The organism is Aeromonas sp. QDB11 (assembly GCF_027705265.1).
Classification (GTDB): Bacteria; Pseudomonadota; Gammaproteobacteria; order Enterobacterales; family Aeromonadaceae; genus Aeromonas; species Aeromonas allosaccharophila.
In genome coordinates this window covers 1-20,195 of sequence record NZ_JAPDBM010000078.1, presented here as the reverse complement: position 1 = coordinate 20,195, position 20,195 = coordinate 1, and the positions used below count along the sequence as shown (strand labels likewise).

The following is a 20,195-nucleotide window of genomic DNA, read 5'->3' as shown; positions in this document are numbered from 1 at the left end:
TATATCGAGATGATGCCAAAACCGGATAGCCGAACAGCGGTAGGCAATTTGGCTATCGCGTTTGAGCATTATAACGAACACCACCCGCACAGCGCCTTGGGATACCGTTCACCCCGGGAATTTCTGCGCAGTCGGGTATCACAATCCTAAGCGGGAAAAAGTGTCTGGACCTATGGGGTCAAATCCACCAAAATAGGTAGAGTCCCATATCATCACGCTGACAATGGAGGTTGGTGTGTATGGCAATTTATATCTCGAAGTTACTGGAATTGCAGGGGCGTCTCTACGAGGCTGAGCAAGACTATGACCTCCTGTGCAAAATATTTGATGAGTTGAGATCTCTGTTCAATGCATCCGCTGCTAGCGTGGTATTGGCCCCCAGACAAACCCCTGAAGATGCCATCGTCTGGACCAAAAGCTATTCTCGCTCTGATCTGGCCTTTTATTTTGAACGCATGGCTGATGATGTTTTTCTCAACACCTATATGCAGCACATGCTGGTTGGCAAGGCGGCCATCGTTGATCAACTCTTGAACTTTGAGCGCATCGACAATCCAGTGTTCAAGGAAGAGATGGTGCCGCGTTTTCAAGCTCGTTATGCCCTGTGCATTCTGGTTCCTCTGAGTACCCGGGACGAGTTTGCGATCACCCTCCATCGGGATAAGACTCAACCCCCTTTCACTCCGGCTGAGCAACAGATGTTGCAATGGCTCTCCAACGGACTTGGCTGCTGGGCCAGAAGTTATCGTCGACGTCAGAGGTTCAATGAGGAACGTATACTACTGACGGCACTGCTGGAGCGTGATAATCGCCCACGCGCTGTAGTGGATCAATATGGGCATCTACAATTGACCAATCGTGCCATGCAGCAGGCGCTAGGTGAATATCACATCACACAGAACCCTGTTGACCATCAACTGGTCATCCCTTCTCGCTGGCGACCTCTTTGGCGGGAATCGTTGAGCCGTGGAACTGAAGGGCGTCTTGTTCTGTCTCTGTCAGAGTCTCATCAGGTGATCCTCGAATGGACTCCACTGCCAGAGCCCAGCGGATGGTTTGAATTGATGTTGATTGATCCTCGATGGGAGCATGAACGGCACCTGCAACGTATGGAGCTACTTTATTGTTTGACCAAGAGCGAACAGGATGTACTTACCCTGCTCTCGCGTGGTCTGACCGGAGCAGAGGTCGCTCGCCTTCGAGGGGTCTCTTTAGAGACTGTAAAAAGCCAAATAAAAACACTGTTGCATAAAACCGACACTAATAATCAAAACGATCTACTTAACTTGCTGTTCAATATATCTCATTAAGCACACCGCTATTTTCTCTCCCCTCACACGCAACCGCTCCCCCGATAGGGGGATGCGGTTTGTTCACCAGGCGCCTATAACCAACACAGTCGTTAAAGCGGCCTATCAAGTATTACAAGGGGTCTGTCGATGTATCTGCCATGGATGACAGCAAGCAATATAAAAAGTCAGGGACTGGGGGACGTATGAAACTTTTTACTAAATCATGGCTGGCAGCAAGCATCATTACCGCGCTTGCCGGTTGTGGTGGCGGAGACAGTAGTAGTGACAGTACAACGCCACCAGAGACTAAAACCACGCTTCAGATAAGAGCAATTGATGGTGTGTTACAGGGTGCTCTGGTGTGGGTCGATCTTAATGGAAATAGCCTGCGTGATGCAGCAGAGCCTTTCGCCAAGTCAGATAGCGAGGGGAGAGCTCTGTTCACTCTTGAGCCAGGCCAATTGAGCGCCAATGTGTATGTGGAAACCATTCTCGGTGAAACAGTAGATCTGGAACGGGGACCGGTTGACACCGCCTTTACTATGATTGCTCCTGCAGGCTCAGGCAGCAGTGGTACAGTAAGAATCGTATCGCCTCTGACCACGTTACTGTATCTCGAAACACTGAAATATAACGACCCGGTACAGGCTCGGGAGGTGCTGGCCCAGAGGCTTGGTATTTCCTCGACCATGCTGGATGCAGACTTTGTCGCATTGGGAGATGGTCGGGCACTGTTTATTGCCAAAGTGATCGCCGATGCCCTGCCAGCCTCATTGCCTGCAGAGGCAGACAAACAGGATGTCCTGCTTTTGGCGCTGAACAATAAAACCGGTGAAGCTACAGCTATTTACGACAAATTGACGGATGAACAAATCACTGTTCAGGGCAATCCCACCCTGAAGAGTGAAATCGACTACAACACTCATAAGGCAACATTCACCATCGAGTTTTCCACCCGTAAAACTGAGGGCGGTGTCGAGGTAAGCCAGGGGACCAAATATTACTGGGATAAAAATGCCAACGATTATGAGAGATACAATGGTAAGCCACTGATCGCTACCACATGGAGCCTGGAGACCACACGTAAAGCTGACGGAACTATCGAGCGCTATGCCAAATGGGAACATGACTTTAACAAAGATGGCGAGCGAAACTTCAAGGGGCAATCGCTGAGTGTGGGGAATGACACCAAGTGGGTGGAATATTTTGACGAGGACACCAACTGCAAAGAGCTGAATGAATATCAGTGCAATGATCCCACCCGGATAAATGAAGAGCGAGACTTGCGAACTGAGTTCGCAGCACAGGATTACAGCACTATCGATTTTGTTCAGATGTGGACGAAAACTGGCAATGCCACAGGCCACGACATCGAGATGATTGAGTACAAAACCGATGCCCCGACTCGTAACTGGTTCAAGCTGGACAATCCGGGACAACCCGGTTTCCGCCGGTTGGAGCATTACGTTAAAGACTCTGATGGTGTACGTACCACATATGAGAATGATTGGAACGCTGATGGCACCATCAATCAGCGAGAGTCACTGCTCAGCCGCCAAAATGGCACGACACGTTATGAGTCTGGCAAAATTGTCTGGGCCAACCCTCTTGATGACTCGTTCGAAGAGTATGCTGATTACAACTTCCACACTGGCACTCGTTTACCTTACTGGTACGAAACTGTAGTCGAACATGTCCCCTTGGGAGATGGGCTGCAACAGTTAACCACCGAAGGGAAGCGCTATTTGCTGGATGAGGAGAAACAGCTGCGCAAGATCGATGATACGCACCCGGATGGCTACCTGTTTCACCAGTACAAAGCAAAACAAAAAGAAGTTTCTTCCGACGAGCATCAGATCCATGTTACCTGGCAGCACATTGCGCTGGATGGATATGACTTCAACCGTGACGATATTGGTCAGGAGTTCAAGGTCATGCGTCGTCACAAAGTTGATGGGGATGCAATGAAAGGGTGGTGGATAGGGCATAACTTTGCCGAGTGGGGTAGCCAAGAGGTGCTCGATCTCCCAGGTAAAGTTCTCGCGCTGCTGGCACAAGGTAAGAGTTTTGCACAAATTACTGCTGCTGAGCTGCCCGGATTGGGGGTTTATGACCAAGTTGCGCTGTCTGGTCCTCTGTTTACCACCGGGTTCAAAGGCTACCTGGTGACAAACGACGGCTGGCTTGGTGCCTCTGGCAAACAAAAAATGACAGTGAATGGTCAGCGTGTCGGCACACAGGACCTGTTGTTACAACAGGCGGGTGGCATGGCTTCTCTGGTACTCCTGAAAGGAATAGGTTCGGAACCCTGTGCCTGGTGGACCTGCTGGGAGCAACGTATTACTTCGCTTGACAGTGTTGACCCGGTGAAAGGGATCATGACATTTCGCCGCTGGAGTGACACGGATCCACTCACAACACTGTACCTGCGTGAAGTCGATGCTGATGTAGCCATGGCCCCTTGAATTGCCAAGGAGGCGATATAAACGATGTGGCAACGGGGCTCGCGAGGGCCCCGTTATGCATGTGTTACGGACTACATCTCTGGCGCTGTGGTTGCCACCCTCTGAGGCAGGTCACTGAATCTGCGGGGAGGGCGTGGTTAAATGACGGCTTATCTTTTTGCCGGATATTGCTGTGACCATGCCATCTGACCTTCAGCCGCTGCTCTCTTGGCCTGACTATCTGCAGGCATCCTGGCTGCGCTGCGCCCACCAGACCAGTGCCACCCTCTGGCATCCGCCCCACAGCGCCAAGGGGCAGACTTTGCAGAGCCTGCGCCAGCGCAAGCGCGACCTGCTCACCACCGGCGAGATGGCGCTCGAGGATCTCTACGAATTCATGGAGGGGCGCCCCTGCGCCCTGCTGCTCACCGACGAGAGCGGCTGCCTGCTGGCACAGACCGGTCACCCCGACACCCTGCGCGAGCTGGCGGCGCTGGGGTTTGGCCCCGGCGCCTTCTTCAGCGAGGGTCGCATCGGCACCAATGCCATCAATCTGGCGGCGCTGGAGGGAGTGCCGCTCTGCGTCAGTGGCCCCCAGCACTTCAACCAGACCCTGCACCCGTGGCACAGTTGCGCCAGTCCGGTTTACAACAGCAATGGCCGTCAGGTCGCTATCATCGCCTTGATCTGCAAGGTGGAGGAGGCGAGCGCCGGCGATCTGGCGCTCACCGTCAGCGCCGGGCGCGAGCTGGCCCATCTGCTGCAGATGGAGACCCTGATGCAGGAGTCCCAGCACCACCTGAGCGAGCTCTACGCCCTGCTCGATGGCATGGATGACGGCGTACTGGCCTGGGATCCGCAGGGGCGGCTGCGTTACCTCAACGCGCTGGCGGCCCAACGGCTGCGGCTCGATCCGGCGCTCTGTCTCGGTCAGCCGCTGGAGCAGCACCTGCTGTTGCCCCAGCGGTTGCAGCTGGCCATCAGGGGGCAGACGCCGCTCAGCCATGTGGAGGTGACGCTGGAGCGGCTCGGCGCGCAGGAGGGGGAGTTTATCAATGCGCTGGTGAGCCTCAAGCCGTTGCCGGGGCCGGAGGGGGTCAGCTTTATCGCCCTGCTGCACCCGGTCGATCGGCTGCGGGCCATCCATCAGCTGCGCCAGACGGTGCCCGAGTTGTCGGCACTGGTGGGGGAGTCGAGCGCCATGCGCAAGCTGCTGCGCTACGCCCGGCAGGCGGCCCAGAGTCAGGGGCCGATCCTGCTGCGCGGCGAGGAGGAGGTGGGCAAGGCCCAGCTGGCGGAGGCGATCCATTTTGGCAGCGAGCGGGCCGCCGGGCCGCTCATTACCCTCAACTGCAAGGCGCTGCCGAGCGAGCGGATGGCGCTGGAGCTGATGGGCTCCGACGAGGCGGGGCAGGAGCGGGCGGGCAAGTTCGAGCTGGCCCACGGTGGCACGTTAGTGCTGGAGCAGGTGGAGTGCCTCTCCGCCCCCATGCAGGCGGCGCTGCTGCAACTGCTCAAGACCGGCCGCATCCAGCGCTTCGATTCGGCCCGTATCCTGCCGCTCAAGGTGCGGATCATCGCCACCAGCAGCGCCCCGCTGGAGCAGCTGGTGCAGGAGGGGCTGTTTGGCCGCCAGCTGCTCTATGCCTTGCAGGCGTGCGAGCTGTGGCTGCCGGGATTGCGGGAGCGCGCGGCCGATCTGCCGGGCCTGATCAGCCAGCAGCTGGCGGCGCAGGGGCGCGAGCCGGTGCGCCAGTTCAGTCCGGCGGCCCTCGATTGTCTGCTCGCCTATCCCTGGCCCGGCAATCTGGGGGAGCTGCGCAGCGCCGTCGAGCATGCGCTGCTTCACGCCGGTCAGGGGCCGATCCCGCCGGAGGCGCTGCCCGCTGCCATTCGGCACGGCTATCAGCGGGTGGCGGACGAGGTGGTGGGGCAACCGCTGCTCACGCTGGCGGAGCTGGAGCGGCAAGCCATCTTGCGCTGCGCTCACGCCTGCAAGGGGCAGGTGAGCCAGATGGCCCAACATCTTGGCATCAGTCGCACTACCCTGTGGCGGCGACTGAAACTGCTTGAGATCGATCCCGCTGACTATCACGGCTGACGGTTATTCAGGCCGTTGCGAACCGGCCCGCTGAAAATGAAACGGCCCCGCAGTTGCGGGGCCGTGTTATATGGCAAGGTCAGCAGTGGCGCGATTACAGCCCCAACTGGTGGGCGGTGACGATGGCCGCCAGCACATCCTCGGCGGTGACCTTGAACGGCATGTTGTGAATGGTTTCGCCCTCGGCGGTGGAGGCTTTGGCCACATCCATCAGGCGCGCCATATCCAGCTCCTTGACCCCCATCATATGCAGGTTGGTCGGCAGACCGATCGAGCGGCAGAAACCCAGCACTGTCTCGATCTCCGCCATCGGCGCGTTCTCCAGCACCAGCTGCACCAGGGTACCGAACGCCACTTTCTCACCGTGGTAGAGGTGGTGACACTCGGCGAGCTGGGTCAGACCATTGTGGATGGCGTGGGCGGCGGCCAGCCCGCTGCTCTCGAAGCCGATACCGCTCAGGTAGGTGTTGGCCTCGATGATGTTCTCCACCGCCTTGGTGCAGAGCCCCTGTTCCACCGCCAGCTTGGCCTTGTAGCCATCGGCCAGCAGGGTCTTGTAGCAGAGCTCGGCGATGGCCTGCGCCGCCAGCGTGGAGGCACCACCGGCCATGGTCTGGCAACCGGACACCTTGTTGGCACGGGCCTCGAAGTAGGTGGAGAGCGCATCCCCCATGCCGGAGACCAAGAGCCGCACCGGAGCGCGGGAGATCACGCCGGTATCCATGATGACCATGTTGGGGTTGGTCGGGATCATCAGGTATTCGCTGAACTGCCCTTCCGGGGTGTAGATGACCGCCAGCGCACTGGTGGGGGCATCGGTGGAGGCGATTGTGGGCACTATGACCACCGGCACTTTCTGGTAGAAGGCGACCGACTTGGCGGTATCCAGCGTCTTGCCGCCGCCGATGCCGATGATGACGTCAAACTGGGTCTGGTTGCAGCGGGCCAGCAGGCGGTCGATCTCGGGGCGGGAGCACTCGCCGTTGAAGCAGTCGAACTCCGGCTTGATGCCTGCGCCGTGGAAGCTGGTGGCCACGGTATCGCCCACCAGCTTGGTGACGAAGGCGTCGGCCAGAATGAGCGGCTTGCTGCCGAGCGCTTTAACGTAGTTGCCGATATTGGCGAGGGCCCCGTTGCCTTGCACGTATTTGCTGGGGCTGATGATAATGCGGTCCATATTCTTTCCCTCTCTCTAGTTCATAAGACTTCTTTTGAAACTAACAGGGGCGAAGGGGCGGCAGTGCCGGGGACTCCTTCGTCTTCTTTTACTTGCACGAAAGTGGAGCTGCACAGGCTCAGCGAGCGAGTGCAGCCCCTTGAAACAGTGGCGTGCGGCGTCAGTCGCCGAAACGCTCGTCGGCCAGTTGCTGGAAGCAGGTCAATGCGGCGGTGGCATCTTCCCCACGCGCCAGCAGGGTGAGCGTGTCGCCCTGACGCACGTTGAGCATGGCGAGCCGGGTCAGGCTGCGGGGGTTGGCCTCTTTGTCCCCCTTTTGCAGCTTGAGTTCCGCGGCAAAGGGTTTGAGGGCGGCCACCAGTCGGGCGGCGGGGCGCACATGCAGGCCGTGGGGATTGTCTACTACCACTTCGCAGCGCAGCCAGCCGTCGTCAGCAACAGGGGCCCTCTCCGTGGCGGCCTGCGCCGGGCTGGCGGGCAGCATCGCCTGTTTCGGGCCAAGGGCACCGAGCGCCTCGGCGGCCACCTCATCCAGCGTCAGGCCGGAACCGGCTGCCACCACGGCGGCAAGGGTGCCCTCGACTAAGGGGGCCGGGCAGAGCCGCACCCGGGCGCTCAGCTCGGGAGGCAGCAGTTCGAGGGCGGTTTCGGCGCTGAGCAGGGCGCTGCCCAAGTCCATCAGTACCAGCACGCCGTTGCCATCGTCCGCTTCTTCAATCGCACTCATCACCGCGATGGCATCGGTGCCGATGGGGTGGTCGGGGTCATCGACCCCGGCCGCCAGCAGCAACTTGACCGGGCTGCCCAGCTGGTCGGCCAGCACTTTCAATCCGGCCGCCAGCATGGCGCTGTGAGAGACAACTACGATTCCGATCATGTCACAACCTCGCTCTGTCACGCAGGGCGGTCAGCAGCAGCAGGGTCGAGGTGGCCCCGGCATCCTGATGGCCGATGCTGCGCTCGCCAAGATAGCTGGCGCGCCCCTTGCGGGCCTGCATCTGGATGGTGGCCTCGGTACCGGCTGCTGCGGCCGCTACAGCCTTGTCCAGCGCATCGTTGAGGGGCAGCTCTTGCTGCTGCGCCTGTTGCAGGGCCGCCAGTGCTGGCCACCAGGCGTCGCACATGGTCTTGTCGCCCGGCTCGGCGCGGCCGCGGGAGACGATCCCCTCAACCCCGTCGCTCAGCATTTTGCACAGCTGGCTGAGGCTCAGGCTTTGGCAGGCATCGGTGCTGGCCGCCGCCCGGATAAAGAAGGTGCCGTAGAGCGGGCCGCTGGCGCCACCGACCGAGGAGAGCAAGGTCATGCCGGTGGTTTTCAGCACCTGACCGATATCCTTGTCCGCCACTGCAGGCAGCTTCTCGGCCACCTTGGCAAAGCCGCGCTGCATGTTGAGGCCGTGGTCGCCGTCGCCGATGTCGGTATCCAGCGCGGTGAGGTAGTCACGCTGCTCGGTAAAGATGTGTTCGCAGTCGAGCAGCCAGTTGACGATGTGATGCTTGCTTAACATGGGTTCTCCTTAGCAGCCGCGACGCAGGGCGGGGGTGTGAACGGGGGCATCCCACAGGGTCATCAGCTCATCATCCACCTTGAGCAGGGTGATGGATATGCCGGTCATGTCGAGGGAGGTGCAGTAGGGGCCAATCAGGTTGCGCACCAGATGGATGCCTGCCTCTTCGCACAGGGTAGCGAGGCGACCATAGACGCCATAGAGCTCGGAGATGGGAGTACCGCCGAGGCTGTTGACCAGCGCGATGACCCGATCGCCCTTGTTGAGCGGTTCGATAAAGGTGTGCTCTTCCTGCCAGCTGCCGGAGGCTCTGTCCCAGTGGCGCAGGGTGCGCCCATAGGGGGTGTTGTCCGCCAGCTCGCTGAACATGTCATCCACCAGGGTATTGAGGTCGGTGAAGGGGCGGCGCTCGATGCCGGGCTCACCGTGGATGCCCACGCCAAACTCCATCTCGTTATCGGCCAGGGTGAAGGAGGGCTTGCCAGCGGCAGGCACGGTGCAGGCATGCATGGCGACGCCAATGGTGCGGCTCTGGTTGTTGATGCGGCGGGCCAGCGCTTCGCAGCGGGCCAGGTCATAGCCCGCCTCGGCTGCTGCCCCCACCAGTTTCTCGCATAGCACGGTAGTGGCTACGCCACGGCGGCCGGCGGTGTAGAGGCTGTCTTTGACCGCCACGTCGTCATCGATCAGCGAGAAGCCGACCTTGACGCCGTCTCCGTGCAGCAGCTCGACTGCGGTCTCGAAGTTGAGCACGTCGCCGGTGTAGTTCTTCACCAGAAACAGCACGCCCGCGCCGCCATCAACGGCCTGACCGCACTCGTACATCTGATCCGGGGTCGGGGAGGTAAAAATCTCGCCGGGGCAGGCGCCATCCAGCATCCCTTTGCCCACCAGACCGCCGTGCATCGGCTCGTGGCCGCTGCCACCGCCGGAGACCAGCGCGACCTTGCCCATCACGGGGGAGTCGGCGCGGGTGATGTAGTGGGGTTCGATACGTACCTTGAGCTCGGGGTGGGCGGCTGCCATCCCCATCAGTTGTTCACGGACCACAGCATCGACGGCATTGATCAGTTTCTTCATGGCTCACTCCTTGGCTTGCCACCGCACGGGTGGGCAAATGGTTGATGGAGCCAGTCTAACGACAGAAAAAAGGATAAAAATGACGGTCGGTTTGGTTCGGATTTGAAACAGCTGAAGGGAGGTTGGTGTTTCAATTTGAAACGACGCGGGGCAAACGGGCGGGAAACTGTTAGCGGCCTCACAGCCATGAAAAAGGGCCCCGCAGGGCCCTTCGCTATAACCGGAATATACGGGCAGGTTAGATGGCCCAGCCACCGGCATAGAAGATCACCAGCGCCAGAGCGATGATGACGGTGCCGACGTTCAGCTTCTTCCACTCGGCAGCGAAGATGCGACCAACGACCAGTGCCACGAAGCCCAGCATGATGCCGGTCACGATGTTGCAGGTCAGCACGATGAAGACGGCGCACAGCATGCCAGCGAGGGCATCGACCGAGTCGCTGAAGTCCAGCTTGGTGACGTTACCCAGCATCAGCAGACCGACGTACATCAGGGCCGGTGCGGTGGCGTAAGCCGGTACCAGATAGCTCAGCGGGGAGAGGAAGATCATCAGCAGGAACAGCACGCCGACCAGCGCAGCGGTCAGTCCGGTCTTGCCACCGGCTGCGGTGCCTGCGGCGGATTCGATGTAGACGGCCGCCGGAGCACCACCCACCACGCCAGCCACCATGCTGCTGACGGAGTCGGCAGTCAGTGCCTTGCCGCCGCTGATGATGTGGCCACGTTCGTTGATAAGGCCCGCCTGACCGGCCACGGCACGGATGGTGCCGGTGGCGTCAAACACGGCGGTCATCACCAGCGCCAGCACGGTCGGGATCACCACCGGATTGAGGGCGCCCAGCAGATCCATGCTGCCTACCAGCGAACCTTTTTCACCAGTCAGGCTCGGCATGGCGAAGAAGCCCTGCCAGGTCACTTTCGGGTCGAAGATAAGGCCGAGGATGGAGATGGCGATGATCACCATCAGGATGCCGCCCGGCACCTTGCGACGCTCCAGACCGAAGATGGCGGCCAGACCCAGCACTGTCATGATGACCGGGAAGGAGGTCACTTCACCCAGTTGAACCGGCAGACCGGCCCCTTCGTTCTTGATCACCATGCCGACGCCGTTGGTGGCGATCAGTAGCAGGAACAGACCGATACCTATGCCGGTACCGTGGGCGATGCCGGAGGGGAGGTTATCCAGGATCCACTGGCGCACGCCGGTGACACTGATCAGGGTAAACAGCACACCCATCAGGAAGATGGCGCCCAGCGCGACCGGAATGCTCAGTCCCTGACCCAGTACCAGACTGAACGCGGTAAAGGCGGTGAGGGAGATGGCGCAACCGATGGCCATTGGCAGCTTGGCCCACAGGCCCATCAGCAGGGAGCCGAAGGCGGCGATCAAACAGGTTGCCACGAAGACGGGGCCCTGCTCAAAACCGGCAGCACCCAGCATGTTCGGCACCACTATGATGCTGTAGACCATGGCCAGGAAGGTGGTCAAACCGGCCAACAGCTCCTGGCGCACACTACTGCCGCGCGCAGAAATGGAAAAATAAGAGTCCAAAAAGCCGCCCTGTGCTCGATTGGCGGCCATATCTTGCTTTGCCATAACTTATCCTGAAAGTGTGAAGGAAATCGTTTGCTTTTGTGGCGCGCAAAATAGCAAGAATTCGCGGCAAATACAGCGGATAACCTGACTTTTTCGTCACTATTTTACATTTTGAGCTCACTTGGAACTCTTTGTCAGACTCAAGCGGTGAGAGTGGTGTAAGGAAGGGATCAAATGGTTGGTCGGTGGGAGAACAGTGAGGAAAAAAACGGGGAACAACAAAAAACCCGCCTAGGCGGGTTTTTTTAATTCTTGCAGAGCTGTCAGCGATTGGCGTGAGCCATCAGCGGCATGCTCAGGCTTGAATTACAGACCAACTACGTTGGCAGCAGCCGGGCCTTTCTGGCCTTGCTCGATGGTGAACTCAACGCGCTGACCTTCGTCCAGGGTTTTGAAGCTGGTGGACTGGATAGCGGAGAAGTGTACGAACACGTCTTTGCTGCCGTCAGCCGGGGAGATGAAACCAAAACCTTTCTCAGCGTTGAAGAACTTAACGGTACCAGTCATTTTGTTAGACATAATAATTTCCTTAAATAGTGTTGAATGCCACCTAAATGGCAATTTTTGATTTTTCGTCAGCAATACGTATGGGGAGCACTAAAGAAGGAGAATTATTTGATAAGAATTATCCTAGGATAACGCTTATGCTAATCACTGCTTTACTAAAATGACTGCCTAACATAATCAGGTCTGAACTGCCGAACCATCGAGAAAGATTAAAACACGCTCTCATTTTTAAAGCAAACTTTATCTCGATATTAATGTTTTGTAACAACCGAAAATCTCATCTTTTATAGTAAACATGATGTATTTCAACTGCATAGCGAAATCAGCAAGGATTCGCCTTACCCTGTAGAAACCCGAGTTTGGCTTTTTTGTCCTGACTATGTAGCCAGTTCTGGCAAAAAATATGAAAAAAACGAAAGGGTGGCGATGGCTGGGGCGTCAGTTTGCTTGGGTGTCGAGCCCGTCATGCCAAGCAACCATTTGACGCCGGGATGAACGCCAGAGCAGTGAACCAGTTAACAAGAGCAAATCGGATTCATCGTGCGCGGGCCAGAAATGCAAACGCCCGCTGGCATCTAGTGCGAGCGGGCGTTTTGGAAGCTGGGGGTCAGCGCTTGCTGCGAAACTTGTTGCTGACCGAGTCGATCCAGCTGAAGGTTTCTGGCAGTACCTGATTTTTGGCGCGTTCTTTGGCTTTCTCGCGGGCCAGCTTGGAGGCTACCTTGGCCGCTTCGGCGCGGTCGGCCACAATCTTCAGGCGACCCTCTTCGCGGATCTTGTTCCGCTCTCCGTTGGTCAGCTGGTGGTCTGCATTGGCTTGTGCCTTTTGCAATAACAAGGCTATCTCGGCTTTTTCAGCCTCGGTCAGATCTTTCATTTCCAGCTTTTTCACGGCGCGCTCCTGCGGCAGGGGGGTTAGATACCCTAACACAGTTGTGCCGATCACTTCTTATGCAATCGGCATTTAGGCCGCAAAAATGCGGGTTTGTGCCAGATCTCCGTTATTTCGCTGCCACTTTCCCGCCTGTTTGCCACATTTCAGTTTATGGCGAGTGGGGATGGCACTCCTTGCTCCTCCGGCTCGACGTGGATCAGCACAATGGCGTGGGGCAGTTGTTGCATGATGGCGTGTTCGATGCGATCACAAATGTCGTGGGCTTCGCCGATGCTCATCTGCGGGGGCAGAGTGAGGTGAAAGTCGATATGGCGGCGACGACCGGCACGACGACTGCGCAGATCGTGAAAACCGCTGGCGGCGGGACAGCACTCGGTGATGATGCGGCTGGTCATCGCCAGCTCTTCCGGGCTCATGCTCTGGTCGATCAGCGGCTGGAAGGCCTCGTTAAGCATGCTGATCGCCTCTCTGACAATAAAGATGGCGACGGCAATGGCGACCAGCGGGTCGAGGATGGCGAGGGAGTGACCGAACAGACCGGCTAGCCAGATGCCGCCAAGACCGGCGGCCACCCCGGCGGAGGTGAGCACGTCAGCCTTGAGATGGAGCGCATCGGCGGCCAACGCGACCGACTCCTCCTCTCTGGCGACCTTATATAGGTAAGCCGATACCCCGCTGTTGACCAGCGCCGAGATCACCATCACCAGTACGCCCCAGCCAATGCTCTCGATGGGGCTGGGAGAGATTAGCTTGTCGACGGCTTCGAAGATGATCCAGCCTGCGGCCAGCAAGATAAGCAGTGCTTCGATGACGCCGGAGACATTTTCAATCTTGTCGTGGCCATAGGGGTGACGCTCATCGGGCGGGAGATCGGATTTTTTTACTGCGAACAGGGCGATCAGGGCGGCGACCAGATCCATCGCGGAGTGGATGGCCTCCGAGATGATACTGACCGAGCCACTGGCGAAACCGGCTACGACCTTCATGATAATCAGACTGATATTGGAGCAGACCGACACCATGGCGGCTCTGGTTTTTCTGTTCATGTCACAGCTTCCTGAATAAAAACGGATATTTCGGTGCGGCGCGCATTATATCTGGCTGACCGGAAATAACCTATTCGGTGTTGTAACCTGATGTTTCTGGTGATATTGCGAATGCTTATGAAAATGGTGGTTGCTTGAACGGCAATAAATAATGGGCGGAGTTTATATTTATCCGTAAAAATATCTCGAAAGTGATGCATTAATATAAGCGTGACAACATTTAATAATGCGAATTACTCTTTTTTGGTCTTTCCTGTCGAGGTTGTGTGGCGTCAGTGTTCCGGGGGCTGAGCACTGCATTTTTTGGGCGAGAATGAGGCTGGATCCGGATGCCGCTGGAGGGTATGCTGGGTCTGGTGATGGTCTTGCACCATCCCACCAAGCGTACTGAAGTTGATGATTCGGATGGCATGCTGGCTCCCATGAGGAACCAACTGTCTGGGTAACATTTTTGGAGTTTGATGATGAGTAACAAAGAACATCACAACGGCAAAGATGCCAAGAAAAAACCGCAGATGTCACTGAAAGAGAAACGCGAAGCCAAACGTCAGAAAGCAGATCTGAAAAACGGCAGCGCAATGAAGTAACGCTCCTTTACTGCTGTTCCTTCGGAGCCAGTACAAAGCCAGCCTGTAATGGGCTGGCTTTTATGTTTCCGGGTTCGGGGCTGTCGTCTTGAACTGATGAATGTCTAGGGCTTGGCGCCGTACAGCTCGAAAATTCGCTGATAACTGCCATCCTTTTTCATTGCCTCGAGACGATCGTTGAACAACTTGAGGGCATCAGCCGAGCGAAAGGCGAAGTGATAGACAGTGGGTGGGAAGAGGTCCGCTTGCCTGACCTGGTTGCGCTCGTAGCGTTCGCCAGCCTGCGCCGTGGCGATCAGTTGGTCCAGATAGTAGTAGAACACCCGCTCCTCCAGTACGACTGCATCCACCCTGCCGCGCATCAGCTGGTGCACCTGTCCCTGCTGCTTGGCCACCTCCTCATAGTGGGGATTCTGGTTGGCCATGGTGGCAAACTCGCCCCCCAGAATGATCCTTGCCCGTTGAAAGGCGGTGACTCGTTTTGAATGCAGATCGTCCAGGGTACTGATATGGGTAGTGCGCAGGCTGAAGATCCGGTTATGGAAGGTAATGACGGGGCGGGTCAGAAAGAGGGTATCAACCATGCCGCGTCTGACGTTGATAATGGCATCCAGCTTGCCTGACTCGAACAGGCGGAAGGTGCGCTCCAGCGGCAGATATTCAAAGCTGGGATCATAGCCGCTACCGGCGAACGCCTCTTTCAACAGATCCAGCTCGATGCCGCGGTTATCGCCTTCGATGACATAAGGAGGGATGGCAAAGCTGACTCCTACCTTGAGCGGTTGTGCCAGTAGTTGTTCGGGGAGAAAAATCGCCAGCAATAGCAGCATCCGGGCAATCGGTTTCATCGCACCTTTCATCAAGTGCTCCTGTGGCGCCGGTTCATGGCTGAATATGGGCCGTCACTAATAGAATACTCTTCCCTGCTGGTAGAGGTGCTCGGCTTGAATTTAAAAGACCCTGTTTTATCAGGGTCTTTTAAATATGTCTGTTCTTAAAAGGGTAATACATGTAAAAAATCGCTGCTGAGTGAGTGACTGAGTGAGTGGCAATGAATTTTTTACTATATATTTCAATGCATAACACCTTTTCTTACACTTCTGGTTGCTCACCTTAAAATGACACTTTTTAAAGATATGTAAGAAAAGGTATGAAAATGCGTGTTCATACCTGTTTATTCTTACACTTTTTGGTTGTCCTCACCAGAACCCTCACCACATGAGCCTTACCAGCTCAAAAGAGAGAACCACGCACCGAGTTGCTGAGTGACCTTCTCGCAAAGCTGTTCGCACCCGTCCCGGTAAACAGACGAAGCTTTTGCTGAGCTGAGTGAGAGTTGGGCGGGTGACCTAGTGGCATATGGACGCCAGATCCGGGAGCGGGTACAGCAGTGGACAGGGCTGACGGTCGGTGTTGGTATCGGCCCCACTAAAACCCTAGCCAAACTCGCCAACTATGCCGCAAAAAAATGGCCCGCCACCGGAGGGGTGGTCGATCTGCGCGATGAAACACGCCGCGCCAAACTGATGGCGATCACCCCGGTAGACGAGGTCTGGGGAATTGGTCGCAAACTCACCACCAAGCTGTCAGCTCAGGGCATCAACACCGTGGCTGATCTGGTAGCGGCTGATGCTAAGAGTCTTCGGCACCGTTACGGGGTCGTTGTCGAGCGCACGGTGCAGGAGCTGTGCGGGATCCCCTGCGCCGAGCTGGAGCAACTGGCACAGGCCAAGCAACAGATAATTTGCAGCCGATCCTTTGGGGAGCGCATCACCGCCTTCGGCCCCATGCGGGAGGCTCTCGCTGGCTACATGGAGCGGGCAGCTGAGAAACTCAGGACAGAGGGCATGTGCTGCCGCCATGTCACAGTATTCATTCGTTCGAGCCCGTTTGCGGAGCGGGAAACACATTATGCCAACCAGATCTCCATGCTGTTGCCGATACCCACAGCCGACACCCGTGAGTTGCTAGCCCAGATCGAGCCGCTGCTGAGCAGGATCTGGTTGGATGATGTTCGCTATATGAAGGGCGGCGTCATGCTGGCGGACTTCTCCCCGAAAGGCATGCAGCAAGGGGGTCTATTCGGCAGCGAACAGCAGGATCCCCGTAGCGATGCACTCATGCAGGTGATCGATAGGATTAACCAGGGGCGGTTGGGAAAGGTCTACTTTGCATCCCGAGGCCGAGATACCAGCGAATGGATGATGAAACGCGAACAACTCAGCCCCCGCTATACCACCAGCATCAAAGGGATCCCGGTGGTGAAGGCATGAGCACAACCATGAAAGTTAACCTCCTCTCCTAGCTACAAACCACTATCAATGCGTTGCAAACTTCTGGTGGTCAATCCGCAACATGAGCAGGTATCTTACTTAGCGGTATCACCGTTTATTTTCACGTAGCTTAAAGAGAAGATCTAACTTTTCATCCTCATCAAGTTGCTCAAATAGACAAACCAATTCCGCACTAAGATCATCTTCGCAAAAAAAATAACTCAGCGGCTTTCCCAGTACATTGGCAAGTTTTCGCATTGTATCAATGTCTGGAACGTGGCGACCTCTCTCATAGTGATTCATGCGACCACTAGCAGAACTATCATCCATACCGGCCCTTACCCCAAGCTCCTTTTGGGATATACCTGCTTTTTTACGCGCCTGCTTGAGTCTCTCTGGGAATGGGTTTTTGTACAATGTTTGTTCATCACAAAGTTCTCATATGTATAGATTGTCTAAGTTTCACCTGTCTCTGTATACTTAGCAATCCTAAGTGTTGTGGTTGTGGAAATTTTATGCAGAATAAAAATGTTTACAAAATCAGTAACAAGTTTTATCAAGTTTTACTCAAAATGACTGGTCTAAAAATAAGCAGGAAAGAGCTGATACGATTGGCTATGGAGGTCAATGACTTGGCTGTGTATCAGGCATCAGGCTTGGTTGACCGCCATGTATATAGCTTGAAAAAACAGGATGCAGTGAAAGCTAATGGGCCAAAAAATAATCGGCATTATATTTTTTCAGATGATCTTCTGGGCAGTTTACAAGCATCAATCAAAGGCGATAATTATGATCTAGCAAGTGAGTTGAGGTCTCTGGAAGAAGAGCTTCTGTTGACTCGTTATGAGTTACAAGCCTACCGCGAGATACTTGAAAAACTACCTCAAGAGAAGCAAAAAATTACTTGTTTGCATAAAAATGCATCAGAAAAAATCTACCGGTTGAATGGGAAAATTAGAGCGGTAAGTCAATTGGTGATGATGTAATTAAAAGGTATAAATGAAAGAGGCGTTTTATCGAAAAGAAGCATACCTGAGTCGGCCATAGCGCAAGAAGCGATGCCGCCAACGGAAGGCGGTGGCCAATAGATACTGTGTTCCTAGGCGGCTTATTGATTTGAACAAATTATGTGCATTTTGTGCTGAGCTACTAATGAAAATACCTGCTGTTACGGCTCAACGATAAGGATGACCCGATGCAGAATCTTGTATTGAGGAAAGCAACGCATGAAGATATGGACGACATACTGCGTTTGCAAATTCCCGTGTTCAAGGGAGAGCAGGGGATCCCTGACGAATTGATCCCTATTCCAGCTGAAAAATCGCCACAATGGTGGTGTGCAATTATGAACTCCACAATTGTTGGTGCCGTTGCAGCCTGGAAATAATGCGATGAAACTCATTGGGGGCGATTTGCAACAATGCAAAATTTCAGAGGGTATCAAATAGGTTCTAGCTTGGCTCGGTTTTCACTGCACGAACTTTTCGCACAATCTGTAGATGAAATCCATATGGATGCAAGAGATATCATCGTTAAGACCTTAAACCGAATGGGTGGCTTAGTTGTGGGAGACTCAATGCCATTTTATCGAGGGACGGTGACACCCATGATATTAACCAGAAGTGGTTTAATATTTAATAGATAAAATACTGACGATACATGTATATATTTGAAAACACTATCCATAACTATAAATTAGAGTTGACACATAGATAGCATCATTTATTACCATCCTCAATGGGTGTATGCTTTTTTTCATCTAACTGTGCAGAAAATCCAAATATTAATGATTTCAGCCCGAAATGGAAGGCCATTTCAGCAGAGGTTCTCGCCTGAATATTAAATGCCTCTTGTAATAATGGTGGTGCAGCGTCTATCACATGATTATTTTCTATCTGGTTTGTTGCTTGCTCCTCTAATACTGCACCCAACGTAAAATGGCTGATAGATTGCAGAATGAAAAGAGCCTCCTCGACCGAAAACCCTGCATCGCATAGACAGCGTAGTTGCGCCTCTGCTTGTTCAAACTGGGGGGGCGTAGGAGAGGTCCCTATATGCAATCGGGCTCCATCACGATGGACCAGTAATGCTTTACGGAAACTCAGAGCATTTTCCTGGAGAAACTGCTGCCAACTCTCAGTCGGTAACGGTGCTGAACGGGTGTGATGCTTCGCCAGTATTGCCTCTGAAAGCATGTTCATAAGAGTCTGCTTGTTGCGCACGTGCCAATACAGAGTCGGTTGCTCAATTTTTAGGGACTGCGCCAGCTTACGCGTAGTCAAGCCCTCTAGCCCTTCGCTGTCCAGCAGGGTGAGCGCCATTGAAATTACGTCGTCCAAGCTTAGTCGTGCCATCACTATCTCCTTTTGCTGTTGACAATCTATCACTGATAGAGTTATTTTTCAAACCCTATCATCGATAGAGAACGTTAACTATGAACCGCACTGTGATGATGGCACTGGTCATCATTTTTTTAGATGCTATGGGGATTGGCATAATTATGCCTGTCTTGCCGGCGTTATTACGGGAGTTTGTTGGAAAGGCTAATGTTGCAGAGAACTACGGTGTTTTATTGGCGCTGTATGCAATGATGCAAGTGATTTTTGCCCCTCTTCTCGGCCGCTGGTCAGATCGCATAGGTCGTCGCCCTGTATTGTTACTTTCACTTTTAGGTGCAACACTGGACTACGCATTAATGGCAACAGCCAGCGTAGTGTGGGTGTTGTATTTGGGACGCTTAATTGCTGGTATTACCGGTGCGACTGGAGCTGTTGCAGCCTCAACAATTGCCGATGTCACACCTGAGGAATCCAGGACACATTGGTTTGGTATGATGGGTGCCTGTTTTGGTGGCGGTATGATTGCTGGACCAGTCATTGGTGGTTTTGCCGGTCAACTTTCGGTACAGGCACCGTTTATGTTCGCTGCTGCTATTAACGGGCTGGCATTTCTGGTCTCCCTATTCATTTTACATGAGACCCATAATGCTAATCAGGTTAGTGACGAGTTAAAGAATGAAACAATCAATGAAACCACATCCTCCATACGCGAGATGATCTCCCCATTATCGGGATTGTTAGTTGTCTTTTTCATCATTCAATTGATTGGCCAAATCCCCGCAACATTATGGGTTTTATTCGGAGAAGAGCGCTTCGCATGGGATGGCGTAATGGTCGGTGTTTCATTGGCTGTGTTCGGGCTGACACACGCACTGTTTCAAGGACTTGCTGCTGGTTTTATCGCTAAACATTTGGGAGAACGGAAAGCTATAGCGGTTGGCATTTTGGCTGACGGTTGTGGCCTATTTTTATTGGCGGTCATTACACAAAGCTGGATGGTTTGGCCGGTTTTGCTGTTACTAGCTTGTGGTGGCATCACACTTCCCGCCTTGCAGGGAATTATATCTGTTCGTGTCGGTCAGGTAGCACAGGGACAATTACAAGGGGTGCTGACCAGTTTGACCCACCTGACAGGTGTAATCGGTCCACTTGTTTTTGCATTTTTGTATAGTGCAACCCGCGAAACGTGGAATGGATGGGTATGGATAATTGGCTGCGGATTATATGTAGTTGCATTGATTATACTGAGGTTTTTCCATCCAGGTAGGGTAATGGCTAATAACATCATGTCGATCAGCCAATAACATCATGCCGATCACCATTTTTCTACCCGCAGGAACTGCGTCTTT

General features: G+C 54.8%; 19 protein-coding genes and 2 pseudogenes. 10 read left to right on the top strand and 11 right to left on the bottom strand.

The window, feature by feature from the left end; genetic code table 11:
• From OKC40_RS19570 to dhaR, 4 genes and pseudogenes are all read left to right on the top strand, one after another.
• Nucleotides 1-200, top strand: a pseudogene (locus OKC40_RS19570) (integrase core domain-containing protein); the annotation flags it as partial.
• Nucleotides 201-239: 39 nt separating this feature from the next.
• The gene (locus OKC40_RS19565; protein ID WP_197070601.1) at nt 240-1,310 is read left to right on the top strand and encodes a LuxR C-terminal-related transcriptional regulator; all 1,071 of its coding nucleotides are present in this window, start codon (nt 240-242) and stop codon (nt 1,308-1,310) included.
• A 140-nt stretch (nt 1,311-1,450) separates the two neighbouring features.
• Entirely contained in the window at nt 1,451-3,757 is a 2,307-nt protein-coding gene (locus OKC40_RS19560) for a hypothetical protein (protein ID WP_182938347.1), read from the top strand.
• 178 nt (nt 3,758-3,935) lie between these two features.
• Nucleotides 3,936-5,837: a dihydroxyacetone kinase operon transcriptional regulator DhaR gene (gene dhaR, locus OKC40_RS19555; protein ID WP_182938346.1), complete on the top strand. Its 1,902-nt coding sequence runs from the start codon at nt 3,936-3,938 to the stop codon at nt 5,835-5,837.
• Between the two features lie 94 nt (nt 5,838-5,931).
• Here dhaR and OKC40_RS19550 read toward each other — a convergent pair whose 3' ends face one another.
• The 8 genes from OKC40_RS19550 to OKC40_RS19515 all read right to left on the bottom strand — a co-directional run bounded on the left by OKC40_RS19550 (nt 5,932) and on the right by OKC40_RS19515 (nt 13,647).
• Nucleotides 5,932-7,014: a glycerol dehydrogenase gene (locus OKC40_RS19550; protein WP_042063484.1), complete on the bottom strand. Its 1,083-nt coding sequence runs from the start codon at nt 7,012-7,014 to the stop codon at nt 5,932-5,934.
• Nucleotides 7,015-7,174: 160 nt separating this feature from the next.
• Entirely contained in the window at nt 7,175-7,891 is a 717-nt protein-coding gene (dhaM, locus tag OKC40_RS19545) for a dihydroxyacetone kinase phosphoryl donor subunit DhaM (protein WP_182938345.1), read from the bottom strand.
• A 1-nt stretch (nt 7,892) separates the two neighbouring features.
• Entirely contained in the window at nt 7,893-8,522 is a 630-nt protein-coding gene (gene dhaL, locus OKC40_RS19540; protein ID WP_042063486.1) for a dihydroxyacetone kinase subunit DhaL, read from the bottom strand.
• A gap of 9 nt (nt 8,523-8,531) precedes the next feature.
• The gene (gene dhaK, locus OKC40_RS19535; protein ID WP_182938344.1) at nt 8,532-9,602 is read right to left on the bottom strand and encodes a dihydroxyacetone kinase subunit DhaK; all 1,071 of its coding nucleotides are present in this window, start codon (nt 9,600-9,602) and stop codon (nt 8,532-8,534) included.
• 238 nt (nt 9,603-9,840) lie between these two features.
• Nucleotides 9,841-11,199 carry an NCS2 family permease gene (locus OKC40_RS19530; protein ID WP_269475275.1) on the bottom strand — a complete coding sequence of 453 codons (1,359 nt, stop codon included), beginning with the start codon at nt 11,197-11,199 and terminating at the stop codon, nt 9,841-9,843.
• 306 nt (nt 11,200-11,505) lie between these two features.
• Nucleotides 11,506-11,718: a transcription antiterminator/RNA stability regulator CspE gene (cspE, locus tag OKC40_RS19525; RefSeq protein ID WP_005316548.1), complete on the bottom strand. Its 213-nt coding sequence runs from the start codon at nt 11,716-11,718 to the stop codon at nt 11,506-11,508.
• Between the two features lie 595 nt (nt 11,719-12,313).
• Nucleotides 12,314-12,598, bottom strand: coding sequence for a DUF3811 domain-containing protein (gene yjbD / locus OKC40_RS19520; RefSeq protein WP_042063489.1), 285 nt, complete (start codon nt 12,596-12,598; stop codon nt 12,314-12,316).
• A 146-nt stretch (nt 12,599-12,744) separates the two neighbouring features.
• Entirely contained in the window at nt 12,745-13,647 is a 903-nt protein-coding gene (locus tag OKC40_RS19515) for a cation diffusion facilitator family transporter (RefSeq protein ID WP_139710703.1), read from the bottom strand.
• Between the two features lie 464 nt (nt 13,648-14,111).
• Here OKC40_RS19515 and OKC40_RS19510 point away from each other — a divergent pair, with 464 nt between their 5' ends.
• Nucleotides 14,112-14,234 carry a hypothetical protein gene (locus tag OKC40_RS19510; RefSeq protein WP_111809286.1) on the top strand — a complete coding sequence of 41 codons (123 nt, stop codon included), beginning with the start codon at nt 14,112-14,114 and terminating at the stop codon, nt 14,232-14,234.
• A 104-nt stretch (nt 14,235-14,338) separates the two neighbouring features.
• On the opposite strand, the gene OKC40_RS19505 is transcribed toward OKC40_RS19510, so the two are convergent.
• A complete protein-coding gene (locus tag OKC40_RS19505; protein ID WP_232093578.1) occupies nt 14,339-15,094 on the bottom strand; it encodes a substrate-binding periplasmic protein in 756 nt (251 codons plus the stop codon).
• 459 nt (nt 15,095-15,553) lie between these two features.
• Between OKC40_RS19505 and OKC40_RS19500 the strand changes: the two are divergent.
• Together OKC40_RS19500 and OKC40_RS19495 are read left to right on the top strand one after the other, a co-directional pair.
• Nucleotides 15,554-15,676, top strand: a pseudogene (locus tag OKC40_RS19500) (Y-family DNA polymerase); the annotation flags it as partial.
• Nucleotides 15,677-15,760: 84 nt separating this feature from the next.
• Nucleotides 15,761-16,507 (top strand): DinB/UmuC family translesion DNA polymerase, encoded by a 747-nt coding sequence (locus OKC40_RS19495; protein ID WP_113725460.1) that lies wholly within the window; start codon nt 15,761-15,763, stop codon nt 16,505-16,507.
• A 108-nt stretch (nt 16,508-16,615) separates the two neighbouring features.
• Here the strand turns inward: OKC40_RS19495 and OKC40_RS19490 are convergent, their stop codons facing one another.
• Complete coding sequence (locus tag OKC40_RS19490) at nt 16,616-16,924, bottom strand: helix-turn-helix domain-containing protein (protein WP_047440196.1); 309 nt, start codon at nt 16,922-16,924, stop codon at nt 16,616-16,618.
• Nucleotides 16,925-17,022: 98 nt separating this feature from the next.
• Between OKC40_RS19490 and OKC40_RS19485 the strand changes: the two genes are divergently transcribed.
• Both OKC40_RS19485 and OKC40_RS19480 read left to right on the top strand, forming a co-directional pair.
• Entirely contained in the window at nt 17,023-17,493 is a 471-nt protein-coding gene (locus OKC40_RS19485; RefSeq protein WP_017780886.1) for a hypothetical protein, read from the top strand.
• Nucleotides 17,494-17,702: 209 nt separating this feature from the next.
• On the top strand, nt 17,703-17,894 hold the full coding sequence (locus OKC40_RS19480; protein WP_017780887.1) for a hypothetical protein: 192 nt from the start codon (nt 17,703-17,705) through the stop codon (nt 17,892-17,894).
• 331 nt (nt 17,895-18,225) lie between these two features.
• On the opposite strand, the gene tetR is transcribed toward OKC40_RS19480, so the two are convergent.
• Entirely contained in the window at nt 18,226-18,861 is a 636-nt protein-coding gene (tetR, locus tag OKC40_RS19475; RefSeq protein ID WP_017780888.1) for a tetracycline resistance transcriptional repressor TetR, read from the bottom strand.
• 80 nt (nt 18,862-18,941) lie between these two features.
• Here tetR and tet(E) point away from each other — a divergent pair, with 80 nt between their 5' ends.
• Nucleotides 18,942-20,150 carry a tetracycline efflux MFS transporter Tet(E) gene (gene tet(E) / locus OKC40_RS19470; RefSeq protein ID WP_270796672.1) on the top strand — a complete coding sequence of 403 codons (1,209 nt, stop codon included), beginning with the start codon at nt 18,942-18,944 and terminating at the stop codon, nt 20,148-20,150.
• The last annotated feature ends 45 nt before the right edge of the window (nt 20,151-20,195 follow it).